This is a genomic window from Streptomyces sp. S186, assembly GCF_051603415.1.
Taxonomy (GTDB): Bacteria; Actinomycetota; Actinomycetes; order Streptomycetales; family Streptomycetaceae; genus Streptomyces.
The window spans coordinates 3,410,102-3,425,597 of record NZ_CP193932.1 but is presented as its reverse complement, the minus strand read 5'-3'; the positions used below and the strand labels follow the sequence as shown (position 1 = coordinate 3,425,597).

The 15,496-nt window shown below is 72.1% G+C and carries 12 protein-coding genes; 10 read left to right on the top strand and 2 right to left on the bottom strand.

From position 1 onward, the window contains the following. Window positions 1-495: 495 nt before the first annotated feature. Together ACRAS8_RS14315 and ACRAS8_RS14310 are read left to right on the top strand one after the other, a co-directional pair. Window positions 496-1,239, top strand: coding sequence for a helix-turn-helix domain-containing protein (locus tag ACRAS8_RS14315; RefSeq protein WP_438486441.1), 744 nt, complete (start codon window positions 496-498; stop codon window positions 1,237-1,239). Window positions 1,240-1,242: 3 nt separating this feature from the next. Beyond that, a complete protein-coding gene (locus ACRAS8_RS14310) occupies window positions 1,243-1,713 on the top strand; it encodes an NUDIX hydrolase (protein ID WP_438486440.1) in 471 nt (156 codons plus the stop codon). A gap of 94 nt (window positions 1,714-1,807) precedes the next feature. Here the strand turns inward: ACRAS8_RS14310 and ACRAS8_RS14305 are convergent, their stop codons facing one another. Continuing rightward, on the bottom strand, window positions 1,808-2,830 hold the full coding sequence (locus ACRAS8_RS14305; protein WP_438486439.1) for an ETX/MTX2 family pore-forming toxin: 1,023 nt from the start codon (window positions 2,828-2,830) through the stop codon (window positions 1,808-1,810). A gap of 315 nt (window positions 2,831-3,145) precedes the next feature. On the opposite strand from ACRAS8_RS14305, the gene ACRAS8_RS14300 reads away from it, so the two are divergent. The 7 genes from ACRAS8_RS14300 to ACRAS8_RS14270 all read left to right on the top strand — a co-directional run bounded on the left by ACRAS8_RS14300 (window position 3,146) and on the right by ACRAS8_RS14270 (window position 12,200). Then, window positions 3,146-3,949, top strand: coding sequence for a TIGR03084 family metal-binding protein (locus ACRAS8_RS14300; protein ID WP_438486438.1), 804 nt, complete (start codon window positions 3,146-3,148; stop codon window positions 3,947-3,949). 37 nt (window positions 3,950-3,986) lie between these two features. After that, the gene (locus ACRAS8_RS14295; protein ID WP_438486437.1) at window positions 3,987-5,759 is read left to right on the top strand and encodes an acyclic terpene utilization AtuA family protein; all 1,773 of its coding nucleotides are present in this window, start codon (window positions 3,987-3,989) and stop codon (window positions 5,757-5,759) included. Next, window positions 5,756-7,354: an acyl-CoA carboxylase subunit beta gene (locus tag ACRAS8_RS14290; protein ID WP_438486436.1), complete on the top strand. Its 1,599-nt coding sequence runs from the start codon at window positions 5,756-5,758 to the stop codon at window positions 7,352-7,354. Before ACRAS8_RS14295 ends, ACRAS8_RS14290 begins: the two co-directional genes overlap by 4 nt. Window positions 7,355-7,404: 50 nt before the next feature. Further along, window positions 7,405-9,333 (top strand): acetyl/propionyl/methylcrotonyl-CoA carboxylase subunit alpha, encoded by a 1,929-nt coding sequence (locus tag ACRAS8_RS14285; protein ID WP_438490481.1) that lies wholly within the window; start codon window positions 7,405-7,407, stop codon window positions 9,331-9,333. A 113-nt stretch (window positions 9,334-9,446) separates the two neighbouring features. Further along, on the top strand, window positions 9,447-10,661 hold the full coding sequence (locus tag ACRAS8_RS14280) for an acyl-CoA dehydrogenase family protein (protein WP_438490480.1): 1,215 nt from the start codon (window positions 9,447-9,449) through the stop codon (window positions 10,659-10,661). A 163-nt stretch (window positions 10,662-10,824) separates the two neighbouring features. Beyond that, window positions 10,825-11,577 (top strand): enoyl-CoA hydratase family protein, encoded by a 753-nt coding sequence (locus tag ACRAS8_RS14275; RefSeq protein ID WP_438486435.1) that lies wholly within the window; start codon window positions 10,825-10,827, stop codon window positions 11,575-11,577. Then, window positions 11,565-12,200: a TetR/AcrR family transcriptional regulator gene (locus tag ACRAS8_RS14270; RefSeq protein WP_438486434.1), complete on the top strand. Its 636-nt coding sequence runs from the start codon at window positions 11,565-11,567 to the stop codon at window positions 12,198-12,200. Before ACRAS8_RS14275 ends, ACRAS8_RS14270 begins: the two co-directional genes overlap by 13 nt. A 592-nt stretch (window positions 12,201-12,792) precedes the next feature. On the opposite strand, the gene ACRAS8_RS14265 is transcribed toward ACRAS8_RS14270, so the two are convergent. Further along, window positions 12,793-13,896: a citrate synthase 2 gene (locus ACRAS8_RS14265; RefSeq protein ID WP_438486433.1), complete on the bottom strand. Its 1,104-nt coding sequence runs from the start codon at window positions 13,894-13,896 to the stop codon at window positions 12,793-12,795. A gap of 471 nt (window positions 13,897-14,367) precedes the next feature. Between ACRAS8_RS14265 and pdxH the strand changes: the two genes are divergently transcribed. Next, window positions 14,368-15,003: a pyridoxamine 5'-phosphate oxidase gene (gene pdxH, locus ACRAS8_RS14260; protein ID WP_438490479.1), complete on the top strand. Its 636-nt coding sequence runs from the start codon at window positions 14,368-14,370 to the stop codon at window positions 15,001-15,003. The last annotated feature ends 493 nt before the right edge of the window (window positions 15,004-15,496 follow it).

Genomic DNA, 15,496 nt, shown 5'->3' with positions numbered 1-15,496 from the left:
ATGCGCGCCCGGAGCGACCCGTCGGCCGGTCCCTGAGAGGACAGCCCCTGCGAGGGTTCACTCGCGGGGGTCTTACGACGCGGGTGACGCGCCCTCCGGATGCTCCGGGGCCTCACCGACCGCATCCTGCAAGGCATCGGCGCATATCGGCAGAGCGGACACCATCTCTTCCAACTTGGTGTCGGGGTGACCGGGGTGACGGCGCATCTCGACGTTGCAATCGGACGCCGCCGACCTGTCTCCGCGCTTCCGTGCCTCCGCCCGGTGCTTGGCCAGCGCCGTGCACACGTCGCAACCGTCTACGGGCGCGGGCTCCAGGTCCAGGCGTAAAGGCAGTACAACCGGTGCTGCGGCGTATCTCGTTGGCTCGGTCATGGGAGCGATCTTCGCGCCCTCCACCAGGACGTAGGAACGTCGTACGTTTCCCACTTCGGGACGTCCCGCAGTGGGTAGAACGTCCCTGGCAACGTCCCAACGCGCGGGGTGACACTGACTATGCGGAATGAGCGTCTGCGGGCCGTCCTGGCGTCCAAAGGGTGGACGCACTCAGACCTGGCCAAGGCAACCAGCGTTGATCCCAAGAGTGTTGAACGGTGGGTCAACCTCGGACGCACGCCCAGGCGAGCAACCGCGCTCAAGGCAGCCGAGGCGTTGGGGGAAGATGTGTATGCGCTGTGGCCGGCGCTCAGGCAGGCCCGCTCTGCACGGGCGGTCAGTCCCGAACTGGTCGCGCTGTACGACCAACGGGCCGATGTCCCTGTTTCCACGTACGTGGATTTGTTCGCCCAAGCAGGTGAGCACATCGATGTTCTGGTCTACGCGGCGGTCTTCCTGCATGAGGCATATCCGCGTCTGAACGACCTCCTGCGAGAGCGGGCCGCCGAGGGGTGCACCGTCCGAATCGCCATTGGTGACGCCGACAGTGAGAACGTCAAACGGCGAGGGAGGGAAGAACGGTTTGGCCACGGGATCGAATCGCGCTGTCGACTCGCGCTCCTGCATTACCGGTCATTGCTCGGGGTGTCTGGGATCGAACTGCGGACGCACGGCACAACCCTCTACAACAGCCTCTACCGCAGCGACGATCAGATGTTGGTCAACGCGCACGCCTGGGGCGTAAACGCGTACGGCGCACCCGTGTGGCACCTGCGGCGCCACAGCGACGGCGGGATATTCGATCGCTATGCGGAGAGCTTCAATGCCGTATGGGGCCAGGCAACTCCTGCGCAGGAAGGCTAGAAATTGGCACGCATCGAGTACTACGAGGACCCCAACGCGCCGAAGCCGAACAGTCTCGTCGTCGCCGCCTCAGCGGTCGTGACCGACGACAAAGGCCGAATTCTGCTACAGCGCCGCCGGGACAATGACCTCTGGGCGCTGCCGGGCGGCGGAATGGACATGACCGACTCGCTACCGGGAACGGCCGTGCGGGAGGTCAAGGAAGAGACCGGCTACGACGTGGAGATCACGGGACTGATCGGTACGTACACCGATCCGCGCCACATCATCGCGTACAGCGACGGGGAGGTAAGGCGGCAGTTCAATGTGTGCTTTCGAGCGCGTATCGTCGGCGGCTCGCTGACCGTCTCCGACGAGAGTACGGAAGTCCGCTTCGTGGAGCCAGGCGAACTGGACACGCTTCCCATGCATCACACCCAGCGGCTACGGCTCCAACACTTCCTGGAGGACCGGCCGATGCCGTATCTGGGATAGGGCAGACCCACCACCGCACCCGTCGCCTCGAAATCCAGGGAGACGGGTGCGGGGGCTCTGTGGGTGGGGTCAGGGCGGGACTCGGCCGGGCTGGTCAGCGGCCGGCGTGGACGGCGCGCTTGCCGTTCTGGGTGAGGGGGACCGGGATGGACTGGGGGGCGCTGCGCTTGGTGCGGCCGTCGAGGTCCTTCTGGACGACGTTGACGTTGACGGAGACGCCCTGGCCGCCGCCGAACTTCCCGCCGGCGAAGGCGTCCACGCCGCTGCCGGTGATCTCGTAGCCGGTGGTGTCGGCGATGCCGTGGGCGCGGCAGTCGCGGAACACCTCCTCGATGGGGACGAACCACAGCCAGTGGTAGTCACCGTCGTGGTTGAGATCGACCTTGTCGTTGAACCAGATCGCCACGGCCCCCGACATGCCTACCGTGGCCGTCCAGTCGATGTCGTACTTCTGGGTGCCGATGACCAGGGACGCCTCGATGACCGACTTGGCCGGGATCTTCAGCGGGAGGTCGACGCCCCAGTTCTGGGTCTCCTTGTGGGTGTACTCCTGGGTCGAGGAGAGGTTGGTCTCGATCGACGTGGTCTCGGACACCTTGGCCACGGCCGGGATTTCGGCCGAGACCTCCATGGAGACGCCGATCTTCAGCGACTCGGTCACGGAGATGCGCAGGTCCTGCTCGGTCGTCTTGCTCTGCTTGTAGGTGACCTGCTGCTCGACGGCGGAGCCGTTGCGGTAGTTGGTGGTGACGGAGCTGACCTGGCCCGGTATGGGCGATGGGGCCTTGGGGTCGTAGGTGATGCCGCGGTACTCCGTGCTCACCTGGTACTTGTGGTAGGCGCCCAGCTCGCCGCGCTGTCCGTAGTCCGTGGAGGCGGTGAAGCGGCAGCCGTGGGAGCCGGGGAAGCGTTCCCGGGCCATCCAGGCGCCCCACGCGTCCGTGATCTCCTGGAGCGAGCGGGTGGCCGCCTTGCGCTGCGGGGCGGCTTGAGGGGCGTTCGGCTGTTTGGGGGCCGCGAGTGCGGAGCCCGCGGTCGCGAGGGAGACGGGGACGGCCGCCGCGAGGCCGGCGACGGGGACGGCGGCGAGGAGGCGCCGTCTGGAGACATGGCTCATGAGGGGCCCAATCCGAGGGGGCGGAACAGGGGGTATGTCTTGGGGAGCAATGCAATCGACGATCTTCCGCCGCACATAGGGACTTTGGTCCCGAAGTCATGGAATTGGCGTGTGGCTGGGGCATTCGCGGGGTGGGGAGTTGCCCGGTAGCCGGGCGCGGCGTGGCAAGAAATCATGCAGGCGTGCTTGATTGTTTCTAGGGGTGCTGCCACTCTCGGTGCTCGCATCACCGCAACAGCTGGCAGCGTGACGAAGTGTCAATGTGCCCTGCGCATAAGGGACATGGGCGTACGGCGTGGATGAGGAGAGCGCGCGATGGCCGATCCGCGGGAGGTTCGTGAGGTCCTGGCGGACCTGCGGGCCGAGGGTGAGGAAGTGGACGGGCTGGTGGCGGGGCTGCCGGCGGCGGAGTGGGGGCGGGCGACGCCGGCCGCCGGATGGAGCATCGCGCATCAGATCGCGCATCTGCTGTGGACGGACGAGCGGGCCGTGCAGTCGGCGGTCGATCCCGAGGGGTTCGGGCGGGAGGCGAAGGCGGCGCTGACCTCGCCCGACACGTTTGTGGACGAGGGGGCCGAGCGCGGGGCGGGCATCCCTCCGGAGCAGCTGCTCGCGCGGTGGCGGGCGAGCCGGGCCGAGCTGCTGGAGGTGCTGGCGGCGCAGCCCCAAGGCGGGAAACTGCCCTGGTACGGGCCGCCGATGAGCGTGGCGTCGATGGCCACCGGGCGACTGATGGAGACCTGGGCGCACGGGCAGGACGTGGCGGATGCGCTGGGGGTGCGGCGAGTGCCGACCGCCCGGTTGCGGCATGTGGCCCGGATCGGGGTGCGGGCCAGGGACTTCGCGTATGCGGTGCACGGGCTGACGCCGCCGGGGGAGGAGTTCCGGGTCGAGCTGACGGGGCCGGGCGGCGAGGCGTGGGCGTTCGGGCCGGAGAGCGCGGCGCAGCGGGTGAGCGGGACGGCGCTGGACTTCTGCCTGCTGGTGACGCAGCGGGCGCACCGGGACGATGTCTCCCTGGTGGCCGTTGGGGCGGACGCCGAGCGGTGGTTGGGCATCGCACAGTCCTTCGCCGGGCCGGCGGGGGCGGGGCGGGCGCCGGGCCAGGTGCGGCGATGACGGGGCCGGGTGCGGCGATGACGGGCCGGCGGCGGCGATGACCGGGCCAGGTGCGGCAACGGCCGGACCCGGGGCCGGGGAGCCGCTGCGGATCGGCAACGCGTCCGGCTTCTACGGGGACCGGTTCGAGGCCGTGCGGGAGATGCTGACCGGTGGGCCGCTGGACGTGCTGACCGGGGACTATCTGGCCGAGCTGACGATGCTGATCCTCGGGCGGGACCGGCTGAAGGACCCGCGGCTGGGGTACGCCAGGACGTTTCTGCGGCAGCTGGAGGAGGGGCTGGGGCTCGCCGTCGGGCGGGGCGTGAAGATCGTGACGAACGCGGGTGGGCTCAATCCGGCCGGACTGGCGGATGCGGTACGGGAGTTGAGCGTACGGGTCGGGGTCCCGGTGCGGGTCGCGCACGTCGAGGGGGACGACCTGGTGGGGCGGGGGTGGGGTGAGGGGGTGCTGACCGCCAACGCCTATCTGGGCGGGGCGGGAATCGCGGCGTGTCTGCGGGCCGGGGCGGATGTCGTGGTCACCGGGCGGGTGACGGACGCGGCGCTGGTCAGCGGGCCGGCCGCGGCGCACTTCGGCTGGGCGGCGGACGACTACGACCGGCTGGCGGGGGCGGTGGTCGCGGGGCATGTGCTGGAGTGCGGGGCGCAGGCGACGGGCGGGAACTACGCGTTCTTCGAGGAGTTGGGGGAGTTGGGGGACCTGCGGCGGCCGGGGTTTCCGCTGGCCGAGGTCCGCGCGGACGGCAGCGCGGTGATCACCAAGCACTCCGGGACCGGGGGCGCGGTGACGGTGGGGACGGTGACCGCCCAGCTGCTCTACGAGACGGCCGGCGCGCGCTATCCGGGTCCGGACGTCACAGCGCGGCTGGACACCGTACGGCTCGCGGCGGACGGGCCGGACCGGGTGCGGATCGACGGGGTGCGGGGCGAGGCGCCGCCGGCGACGCTGAAGGTCGGACTGACCCGGATGGGCGGCTGGCGCAACGAGGTGGTGTTCGTGCTCACCGGCCTCGGCATCGAGGCCAAGGCCGAGCTGGTGCGCGGGCAGGTGGAAGGCGAGCTGGCGCGGCTCAAGAGAAGGCCGGGGGAGGTGAGTTGGACGCTGGCGCGGACCGATCACGCCGATGCGGGGGTTCAGGAGGAGGCGAGTGCGCTGCTGCGGCTGGTGGTGCGCGACCCGGACGCCGAGGCCGTCGGGCGGGCCGTCAGCGGAGCCGCGGTCGAGCTGGCGCTGGCCAGCTACCCGGGCTTCCATGTGACGGCGCCGCCGGGGAAGGGCGCCCCGTACGGGGTGTTCGAGGCGGCGTATGTGCCGGCGGAGGAGGTGCGGCAGGTGGCGGTGCTGCCGGATGGGGAGCGGGTGGAGATTGCGTCGCCCGGGCCCGCGTCGCCCGGGCCCGCATCGGCGGACGAGCCGGAGGCCGTGGAACACGATGTCGTGGAAGGGGAGCTTCCAGTCCCGTTGCCGGCGGGGTCGACCCGTAGGGCGCCCCTGGGGCTCGTCGCCGGGGCGCGCAGCGGCGACAAGGGTGGCTCGGCCAACGTCGGGGTGTGGGCCCGGACGGACGAGGCATGGTGGTGGCTCGCGCACGAGCTGACGGTCGCCAGGTTCCGCCAACTCATCCCGGAATCCGCCGGTTTGGCGGTGTGCCGCGAGGTGCTGCCCAACCTGCGGGCGCTGAACTTCACCGTCGAGGGGCTGCTGGGGGCGGGCGTCGCCTCGCAGGCACGCTTCGACCCGCAGGCCAAGGCGCTGGGGGAGTGGCTGCGCTCCCGTTACGTGGAGATACCGGAGGTGCTGCTTTGACCGTCCTGCGGAGCGCGCTGGACACGGCCGGTGCCGAGTACGCCGAGCGGCGGGCGGCGATGCTGGAGAAGCTCGGGGAGGTGGCCGGCGAGCACGCCAGGGCGCTGGCCGGCGGCGGGGAGAAGTACGTCGCCCGGCACCGCGCGCGGGGCAAGCTGCCGGCCCGGGAGCGGATCGAACTGCTGCTGGACCCCGATACGCCGTTCCTGGAGCTGTCGCCGCTGGCCGGCTGGGGCAGCGACTACGCGGTGGGCGCGTCGCTGGTCACCGGCCTCGGGGTGATCGAGGGCGTGGAGTGCCTGATCACCGCCAACGACCCGACGGTGCGCGGCGGGGCGAGCAATCCGTGGACGCTGAAGAAGGCGCTGCGGGCCAACGAGATCGCGTTCGCCAACCGGCTGCCGGTGGTCAGCCTGGTGGAGTCCGGCGGTGCCGACCTGCCCAGTCAGAAGGAGATCTTCATCCCCGGCGGGGCGCTCTTCAGGGACCTGACGCGGCTGTCGGCGGCCGGGATTCCGACGGTCGCGGTGGTCTTCGGCAACTCGACGGCCGGCGGCGCGTACGTCCCCGGGATGTCCGACCACGTGATCATGGTGAAGGAGCGGGCCAAGGTCTTCCTCGGGGGGCCGCCGCTGGTGAAGATGGCGACCGGCGAGGAGAGCGACGACGAGGCGCTGGGCGGGGCGGAGATGCACGCCCGCACGTCGGGGCTGGCCGACTACTTCGCGGTGGACGAGCCCGACGCGCTGCGGCAGGCGCGACGGGTGGTGGCGCGCCTCAACTGGCGTAAGGCGTACGCCGATCCGGGCCCGGCCGCGCCGCCGGAGTACGACGAGGAGGAGCTGCTGGGCATCGTCCCCGGCGACCTCAGGGCCCCCTTCGACCCGCGCGAGGTGATCGCCCGGATCGTCGACGGCTCGGACTTCGACGAGTTCAAGCCGCTGTACGGGGCGAGCCTGGCGACCGGGTGGGCGGAACTGCACGGCTACCCCGTCGGGATCCTCGCCAACGCCCGGGGCGTGCTGTTCAGCGCGGAGTCCCAGAAGGCCGCCCAGTTCATCCAGCTGGCCAACCAGCGGGACATCCCGCTCCTCTTCCTGCACAACACCACCGGGTACATGGTCGGCAGGGAGTACGAGCAGGGCGGCATCATCAAGCACGGCGCGATGATGATCAACGCGGTGTCCAATTCCCGGGTGCCGCATCTCTCCGTCCTGATGGGCGCCTCGTACGGGGCCGGGCACTACGGGATGTGCGGACGGGCCTACGACCCGCGGTTCCTGTTCGCCTGGCCGAGCGCCAAGTCGGCGGTGATGGGGCCGCAGCAGCTCGCCGGGGTGCTCTCCCTCGTGGCCCGCGCCTCCGCCGAAGCGAAGGGGCAGCCGTACGACGAGGAGGGCGACGCGGCGCTGCGCGCCATGGTGGAGCAGCAGATCGAGGCCGAGTCACTGCCGATGTTCCTGTCCGGGCGGCTGTACGACGACGGCGTCATCGACCCGCGCGACACCCGCACCGTCCTCGGCCTGTGCCTGTCCGCCGTGCACACCGCGCCGGTCGAGGGCGCGCGGGGCGGCTTCGGCGTCTTCCGGATGTGAGGGAGGGGATTCCTGTGACGACCAGCGATTCCGGGGCCGGGGCCGGGGCTGTGGCCACGACCGGGACGACGGACCCCGCGGAGATCCGTTCGGTGCTCGTCGCCAACCGTGGCGAGATCGCCCGCCGCATCTTCCGCACCTGCCGTGAACTGGGCATCGCCACCGTCGCGGTGTACTCCGACGCGGACGCGCACGCCGCGCACGTACGGGACGCGGACGTCGCGGTCCGGCTGCCCGGGGAGGCGCCCGCGGACACCTATCTGCGCGGTGAGCTGCTGGTGAAGGCGGCGCTGGCGGCCGGGGCGGACGCGGTCCACCCGGGGTACGGGTTCCTCTCCGAGAGCGCAGCGTTCGCCGCGGCGGTGGCGGACGCGGGGCTGGTGTGGATCGGGCCGCCGCCGGCCGCCATCGAGGCGATGGCCTCCAAGACCCGTGCCAAGGAGCTGATGGCGGCGGCCGGGGTGCCGCTGCCGGCCCCGGTCGATCCGGCCGCGGCCGCCGCCGGGGACCTGCCGCTGCTGGTGAAGGCGGCGGCCGGCGGCGGCGGGCGCGGCATGCGGATCGTACGCGAACTGGCTGCTTTGGAAGGGGAGTTGAGTGCAGCGCGGGCAGAGGCTGCGGCCGCGTTCGGGGACGGTGAGGTATTCGTCGAGCCCTATGTGGAGGGCGGGCGCCATGTCGAGGTGCAGGTCCTCGCCGACGCGCACGGCGACGTCTGGACGCTCGGCACCCGGGACTGCTCGCTCCAGCGCCGCCATCAGAAGGTCGTCGAGGAGGCCCCGGCCCCAGGGCTGCCCGACGCGCTCCGGGACACCCTGCTCCGGTCCGCCGCCCAGGCCGCACGGGCCATCGGCTACCGGGGCGCGGGCACCGTCGAGTTCCTGGTGTCGGCCGACGGCCGCGGCTACTTCCTGGAGATGAACACCCGCCTCCAGGTGGAGCACCCGGTCACCGAGGAGATATACGGGCTGGACCTGGTGGCCCTCCAGATCGCGGTCGCCGAGGGCCGCCCGCTCCCCGCCGAGCTGCCCGAACCGCACGGCCACGCCGTCGAGGCCCGGCTCTACGCGGAGGACCCGGAGGCCGGCTGGCAGCCGCAGACCGGCACCGTGCGGCACCTCGCCGTACCGGACGGCGTCCGGCTGGACTCCGGGGTGACCGACGGCGACACCGTCACCGTCCACTACGACCCGATGCTGGCCAAGGTGATCGCCTGGGCGCCGACCCGCGCCGAGGCCGTCCGCAAGCTGGCGGGCGCCTTGGAACGGGCCCGGATACACGGCCCGGTCACCAACCGCGAGCTGCTGGTCCGCTCCCTGCGGCACCCCGAGTTCGCCACCGCCACCGGGCTCGACACCGGCTTCTACGACCGCAACCTCGCCGCCCTCACCACACCGGATACCGCCGGCGACGCCCTGAGCGCGCTGGCCGCCGCGCTCGCCGACGCGCACGGCCGCTCCCGCTTCGGGGGCTTCCGCAACCTCCCGGCCGGCCCGCAGACCAAGCGCTACGCCCGCGCGGACACCATCCACGAGATCCGCTACCGGCTCGGGCGCGACGGGCTGACCGCCGAGGACTTCCCCGGCGTCCGGCTGGTCGCCCTGGCCGCGGACGAGGTGGTGCTGGACGTCGACGGGCTGCGCCGGACGTTCGCGGTCGCCCGCTACGGCGACGACCGGGTCCACGTCGACTCGGCGCTCGGCGCCCGCACGTTCACCGCGCTGCCCCGTTTTCCCGACCCCGCGGCCCGTACGGAGCCCGGTTCGCTGCTCGCCCCGATGCCCGGCACCGTCGTCCGGATCGCGGACGGGCTGGCCGAGGGCGACCGCGTCGAGGCCGGCCAGCCGCTGCTGTGGCTGGAGGCCATGAAGATGGAGCACAGGATCACCGCACCGGCGGCCGGCACCCTGACCGCCCTTCCCGTCCGGACCGGCCGGCAGGTCGAGGTGGGCACCCTGCTCGCCGTCGTCGCCGACTGACCTGGCGCCATGCGCCACGCGACGGGCATCCGCGCCGCGCTCGTCACCCGCCATCCCACAGGCACTCATACACCGCCCCAGGAGCCGTCATGAGCAAGGCCACGAGCAACGCCATGAGCAACGCCCTGAGCAACCCCGTGAACCCCGTGATCGAGTCCGAGGAACACCGCGCCCTCCGCGCGGCCGTCGCCGCGCTCGGCAGGCGCTACGGCCGGGAGTACTTCACCACCGTCGTCGCCGAGGGCGCCCACACCGACGCGCTCTGGCAGGAGGCCGCCAAGGCCGGCTACCTCGGCGTCAACCTCCCCGAGGAGTACGGCGGCGGAGGCGCGGGCATCACCGAACTGGCCATTGTCCTAGAGGAGTTGGGTGCGGCCGGCTGCCCTCTCCTCATGCTGGTGGTCTCGCCGGCGATCTGCGGCACCGTCATCGCCCGCTTCGGCACCGAGGAGCAGAAGCGCGCCTGGCTGCCCGGACTGGCCGACGGCAGCCGCAAGATGGCCTTCGGCATCACCGAACCGGACGCCGGCTCCAACTCCCACCGGATCACCACCACCGCCCACAAGGAGGGCGGGGACTGGATCCTGAACGGGCGGAAGATCTTCGTCTCCGGGGTGGACATCGCCGACGCGACACTGATCGTCGGCCGCACCGAGGACGCCCGTACCGGAAAGCTCAAGCCCTGCCTGTTCATCGTCCCGCGCGAGACTCCCGGCTTCGGCCGCCGACCCGTCCCGATGGAACTGGCCGCCCCGGAGAAGCAGTTCGAGCTGACCCTGGACGCGGTGCGGCTGCCCGCCGACGCCCTCGTGGGCGGGGGCCCCTACCATGCATCCGGCAATGGAGGAGAGGACTCCGGACTGCTCCAGCTCTTCGCCGGCCTCAACCCCGAACGCATCATGACCGCCGCGTTCGCCCTCGGCATGGGCCGCTACGCACTGGCCAGGGCCGTCGACTACGCCCGCACCCGCCAGGTCTGGAAGGAGCCGATCGGCGCCCACCAGGCCCTCGCCCACCCGCTCGCCCAGTGCCACATCGAACTGGAACTGGCCGCGCTGATGATGCGCAAGGCGGCGCTGCTCTACGACGCCGGTGACGACACGGCCGCCGGCGAGGCCGCCAACATGGCCAAGTACGCGGCGGCCGAGGCCGCGGTGCACACCGTCGACCAGGCCGTGCACACCCTGGGCGGCAACGGCCTCACCCGGGAATACGGGCTGGCGTCACTGATCACCGCCGCCCGGGTGGCGCGGATCGCCCCCGTCAGCCGGGAGATGATCCTCAACTACGTCTCCCACCAGTCCCTGGGGCTGCCCAAGTCGTACTGAGCGAACGGGCGGTGCGCCGGGACGGCTTCCACCGGGCCGGCGTTCCTGGTGCGCCGCCCGGGGGCCGCGCTCACCGCCGACGAGGTCATCGCCTACGTTGTGCCACCACCGGAAAGATCCTCCGGCGCGAACTCCGTGCCGGGGAAAGGAGTTCGACGGCCCCATGACGGACGTGGAGCGCTCCCACGAGCGCGGCATCACCACCCTCACCCTCAACTCGCCGCACAACCGCAACGCCCTCTCCACCCGCCTGGTCGCCGAACTGCACCAGGCCCTCGCGGACGCGGCCGCCGACGACGCCGTCCGGGCCGTGGTGCTCACCCACACCGGCACCACGTTCTGCGCCGGCGCGGACCTCTCCGAGGCCACCGCGGGCGACGCCAAGGACGGCCCGCTGGGGCTCGCCCGGCTGCTGCGCGCCCTCGTGGAGCTGCCCAAACCGGTCGTCGCCCGGGTCACCGGCCACGTCCGGGCCGGCGGACTCGGCCTGCTCGGCGCCTGCGACCTCTCCGTCGCGGGCCCGGAGGCCACCTTCGCCTTCACCGAGGCACGGCTCGGCCTCGCCCCCGCGGTGATCTCGCTGCCCCTGCTGCCCCGCCTGGACGCCCGGGCCGCCGCCCGCTACTACCTCACCGGCGAGCGGTTCGGCCCGGCCGAGGCGGCCCGGATCGGCCTCGTCACCCTCGCCGCCGACGACGTCGACACCGGCCTGGCACCCCTGCTCGACGGCGTCCGCAAGGGCTCCCCGCAGGGCCTCGCCGCGTCGAAGAAGCTGGTCACCGCCGACGTGCTGGCCGCCTTCGACCGCGACACCGACGCGCTCGCCGAACAGTCCGCACGCCTCTTCGCCTCCCCTGAGGCCCGCGAGGGCATGACCGCCTTCCTGGAGCGACGGGACCCGGCATGGGTGCGCTGACCCCGGCCCGCGGCGCCAAGGAGCCCCAGCAGGAACGCAGCCGCGCCACCCGCCTCAAACTGCTGGAAGCCGCCGTCGCCTGCCTCGCCGAACGCGGCTGGACCGGCAGCACGGTCTCCGTCGTCGCCGAGCGGGCGGGCGTCTCCCGGGGCGCCGCCCAGCACCACTTCCGCACCCGCGAGGACCTCTTCACCGCGGCCGTCGAACACGTCGCGGAGAAGCGGCAGGGCGCGCTGAAGGCCGCCCTGGCACACGATCTGCCGCCGGCCGGCTCCCTGGCCCGCACCCGGCGGATCGTCGAGGAACTGGTCGGCCTCTACACCGGCCCCCTCTTCCGCGCCGCGCTCCACCTGTGGGTGGCGGCCTCCGACGAGGAGCAGCTCCGTGAACGCGTCACCGCCCTGGAGGCCCGGGTGGGCCGTGAGGCGCACCGCACGGCCGTCGCGCTGCTCGCCGCCGACGAGTCCGTCCCGGGCGTCCGGGAGACGGTCCAGGGCCTCCTGGACATGGCCCGCGGCCTGGGCCTGGCGAATCTCCTGACGGATGATTCGGCCCGACGGGTTGGGGTTGTCGCGCAGTGGGCTGCGATCCTCGACAGCGCGCTGTCGGGCGGGCGCCCGTAGGCTCCGCCTTCCCGCCCCACGTTGTCGGCTTTCCCGCCGCGGGGTTCGCGTTTTTGCGCCTGCGGCGCGGGGCCGCTGCGCGGGGCTGTTCGGCCGCGGTGCGATTCCGCTGCGCGGGGCTGTTCGGCCGCGGTGCCGGGCCTTCGGGGCAGGGGTGTTCCGGACTGCTTCGCTTTACGTCCGGAACACCCCTGCCCCTCCGACCCGTCCCCTCCCGTTTGATGGGTGGATTCCAGGTGCGCTGGGGCGCGCGCCCGGTGGGCAAGTGCCGGCTCCGGACTGATGGGTGGCCGTCTGCCGACGGGCGACGCCCACTTGACGAGCGACCGTCAGGGGACCACTCGGCTCAGCCCCCACCCACCGTCTTCATGACCCCCAACGGGAGGGGACGGGTCGGAGGGGGTGGTGTGCCGGACGTAAAGCGCAGCAGTCCGGCACACCACCCCCGGAGGCCCGTCACCGCACCCGAAAGCCCCGCGCAGCGGATAACAAGCCCGCGAAGCGGGCCGGAAGCGCGCCGTCAGGCGCAGGCGCGGCGAACCCCTACGGCGGGACAGCCGACTACGTGGGGCGAGCCCCAGAGACGCAGGCTCTAGAGACGAACAATGCCGTCGTAGCCGGCAATAACCCGCGGGCTCCGCGCACCGGGCCCGACATACCGCGCAGACGGGCGCACCAGGCGCCCGGTCCGCTTCTGTTCCAGGATGTGCGCGCTCCACCCCGCCGTGCGGGCGCACGTGAACATGGACGTGAACATGTGCGCCGGGACCTCCGCGAAGTCCAGGACGATCGCCGCCCAGAACTCGACGTTGGTGGCCAGTACGCGGTCCGGGCGGCGGTTGTGGAGCTCCTCCAGGGCCGCCTTCTCCAGGGCCTCGGCGACCTCGAAGCGCGGGGCGCCCAGTTCCTTGGCGGTGCGCCGCAGGACCCGCGCCCGCGGGTCCTCCGCGCGGTAGACGCGGTGGCCGAAGCCCATCAGCCGCTCGCCGCTGTCCAGCGTCCGGCGGACGTAGGCGGCCGCGTCGCCGGTCCGCTCGATCTCCTCGATCATGCCGAGGACGCGGGACGGCGCGCCGCCGTGCAGCGGGCCGGACATGGCGCCGACCGCGCCGGACAGCGCCGCGGCGACGTCCGCGCCGGTCGAGGCGACGACCCGGGCCGTGAACGTGGAGGCGTTCATGCCGTGCTCGGCGGCCGAGGTCCAGTAGGCGTCAACGGCCTTGACGTGCTTGGGGTCGGGCTCCCCGCGCCAGCGCTTCATGAAGCGTTCGACGACCGTCTCGGCCTTGTCGATCTCCTTCTGCGGGACCATCGGCAGGCCCTGGCCGCGGGCGGACTGGGCAACGTAGGACAGCGCCATCACCGCGGCCCGGGCGAGGTTGTCGCGGGCGGTCCGCTCGTCGATGTCGAGCAGCGGTTTCAGGCCCCATACGGGCGCGAGCATGGCCAGTGCGGACTGCACGTCGACGCGGATGTCACCCGAGTGCACGGGGATCGGGAAGGGCTCGGCGGGCGGCAGCCCCGGCGTGAACGCCCCGTCGACCAGCAGCCCCCAGACGTTCTCGAACGAGACGTGCCCGACGAGATCCTCGATGTCCACCCCGCGGTAGCGGAGCGCGCCGCCCTCCTTGTCGGGTTCGGCGATCTCCGTCTCGAACGCGACGACTCCCTCAAGCCCGGGAACGAAGTCGGACATCAGGCGGCTCCTCAAGATGGGGTCGGCAGCCGGCCGGTGACCGGCTGCCGTGCGGTCGAGTCAGTTGCGGCGCCGGTGCGGCTACGCGGCTGCGCGGCAGCTCGCGGTCCGTACCGGTCACCCCGGTGATGCCCCGCCGTGGCAGGGGCCACGCGGCGGTTCCGCCCGCGGGGTGGTCGGTCCACGGGCGCGGGCCGCCACGTGTGCTGCCCGCGGCGGCCTGAAGACGGACACGATAGCTTCCGGTGTCCGAGGGCCACAGTGGGCCGGGCCATGATTTTGGCGGGTTCATCAGCAGCGGGGAAGCGTGACATCCGGCACACTGGGCGATTTGCCGACGGGAGGGTTACGCGTTGGCGACGGGGGGCAGACTTCCGGCCCATCGGGCTGCCCGGCGCGGGGCCGATGCTGCAAGATGAGGCCGTGCATCCCGCCGACATGCCCTCCGCCGACACCCCCGACCCCTCGTCCATGCGCGCGCACTACCGCGCCGAGGGAATCGCCGAGCACGATCTCGCCGCGAGCCCCTACGACCAGTTCGCGCGCTGGTTCAAGGACGCGGCGGCAGCCGGTCTGCACGAGCCGAACGCCATGGTCGTCTCGACGGCGGACGCCGCCGGCCGGCCCAGTTCAAGAACCGTGCTGCTGAAGGCGTTCGACGAGCGCGGCTTTGTCTTCTTCACCAACTACACCAGCCGCAAGGGCCGCGAGCTGGCCGAGAACCCGCACCTGTCGCTGCTGTTCCCCTGGTACCCGCTCGCCCGCCAGGTCATCGTGACGGGCACCGCCGAACGCATCGGCCGGGACGAGACCGCCGCCTACTTCCGCACCCGCCCGCACGGCTCCCAACTGGGCGCCTGGGCCAGCGACCAGTCCGCACCGATCGCCTCCCGGGACGAACTGGAGCGCGCCTACGAGGAGTTGGCGGCCCGCTACCCCGAGGGTGAGCAGGTGCCGGCGCCGCCGCACTGGGGCGGCTACCGCGTCACCCCCGAGGCGATCGAGTTCTGGCAGGGCCGCCTGAACCGTCTCCACGACCGGCTGCGGTACGTCCGCGAGGGCGCGCCCGAGGCCGACCAGTGGCGGGTGGAGCGCCTCGCGCCGTAGCGGAGGGGCCGCCTGTGGGGCCGTTCCCGGCCGTGGACGCAGGCGACCCGCGGGCTGTTTCCTCCGCGCCGGTGGCGCGAAGGGCCGGTCGGACGAACCGGCAGCCCGCGGGTCGGGTGACTGCTTTGGGATTGGGCCGGCTGCGCATCTGCAGTATGCGCGAATCCGGCGCTGCACTTCGGTGAAGCGTCGGGCTGCTAGCCCGCAGCCACCTCACGCGTCCGGTGCGAAATCATCTGCCGAACCACCTCCCTTCTCGTGTACCCCACACGTTAGGAACCGCCCCGGCGCCGCACAACCGGTTTTTTCCGGGGCCGGAATCCCCTGGCGGCGATTTCCGCGAATGGGGTGTGCTCCACGTCACGTTCCAGTTGAATGACCCCACGTGGAGCATGCGCGGCCGCGTTCGTAAGGGGTGCCAGTGACTGCCTCGTCAGCTTCTTCTGCCTCGTCGGCCTCGTCGTCGCAACGGCCTTCCGCCGCCGGGCCGCCC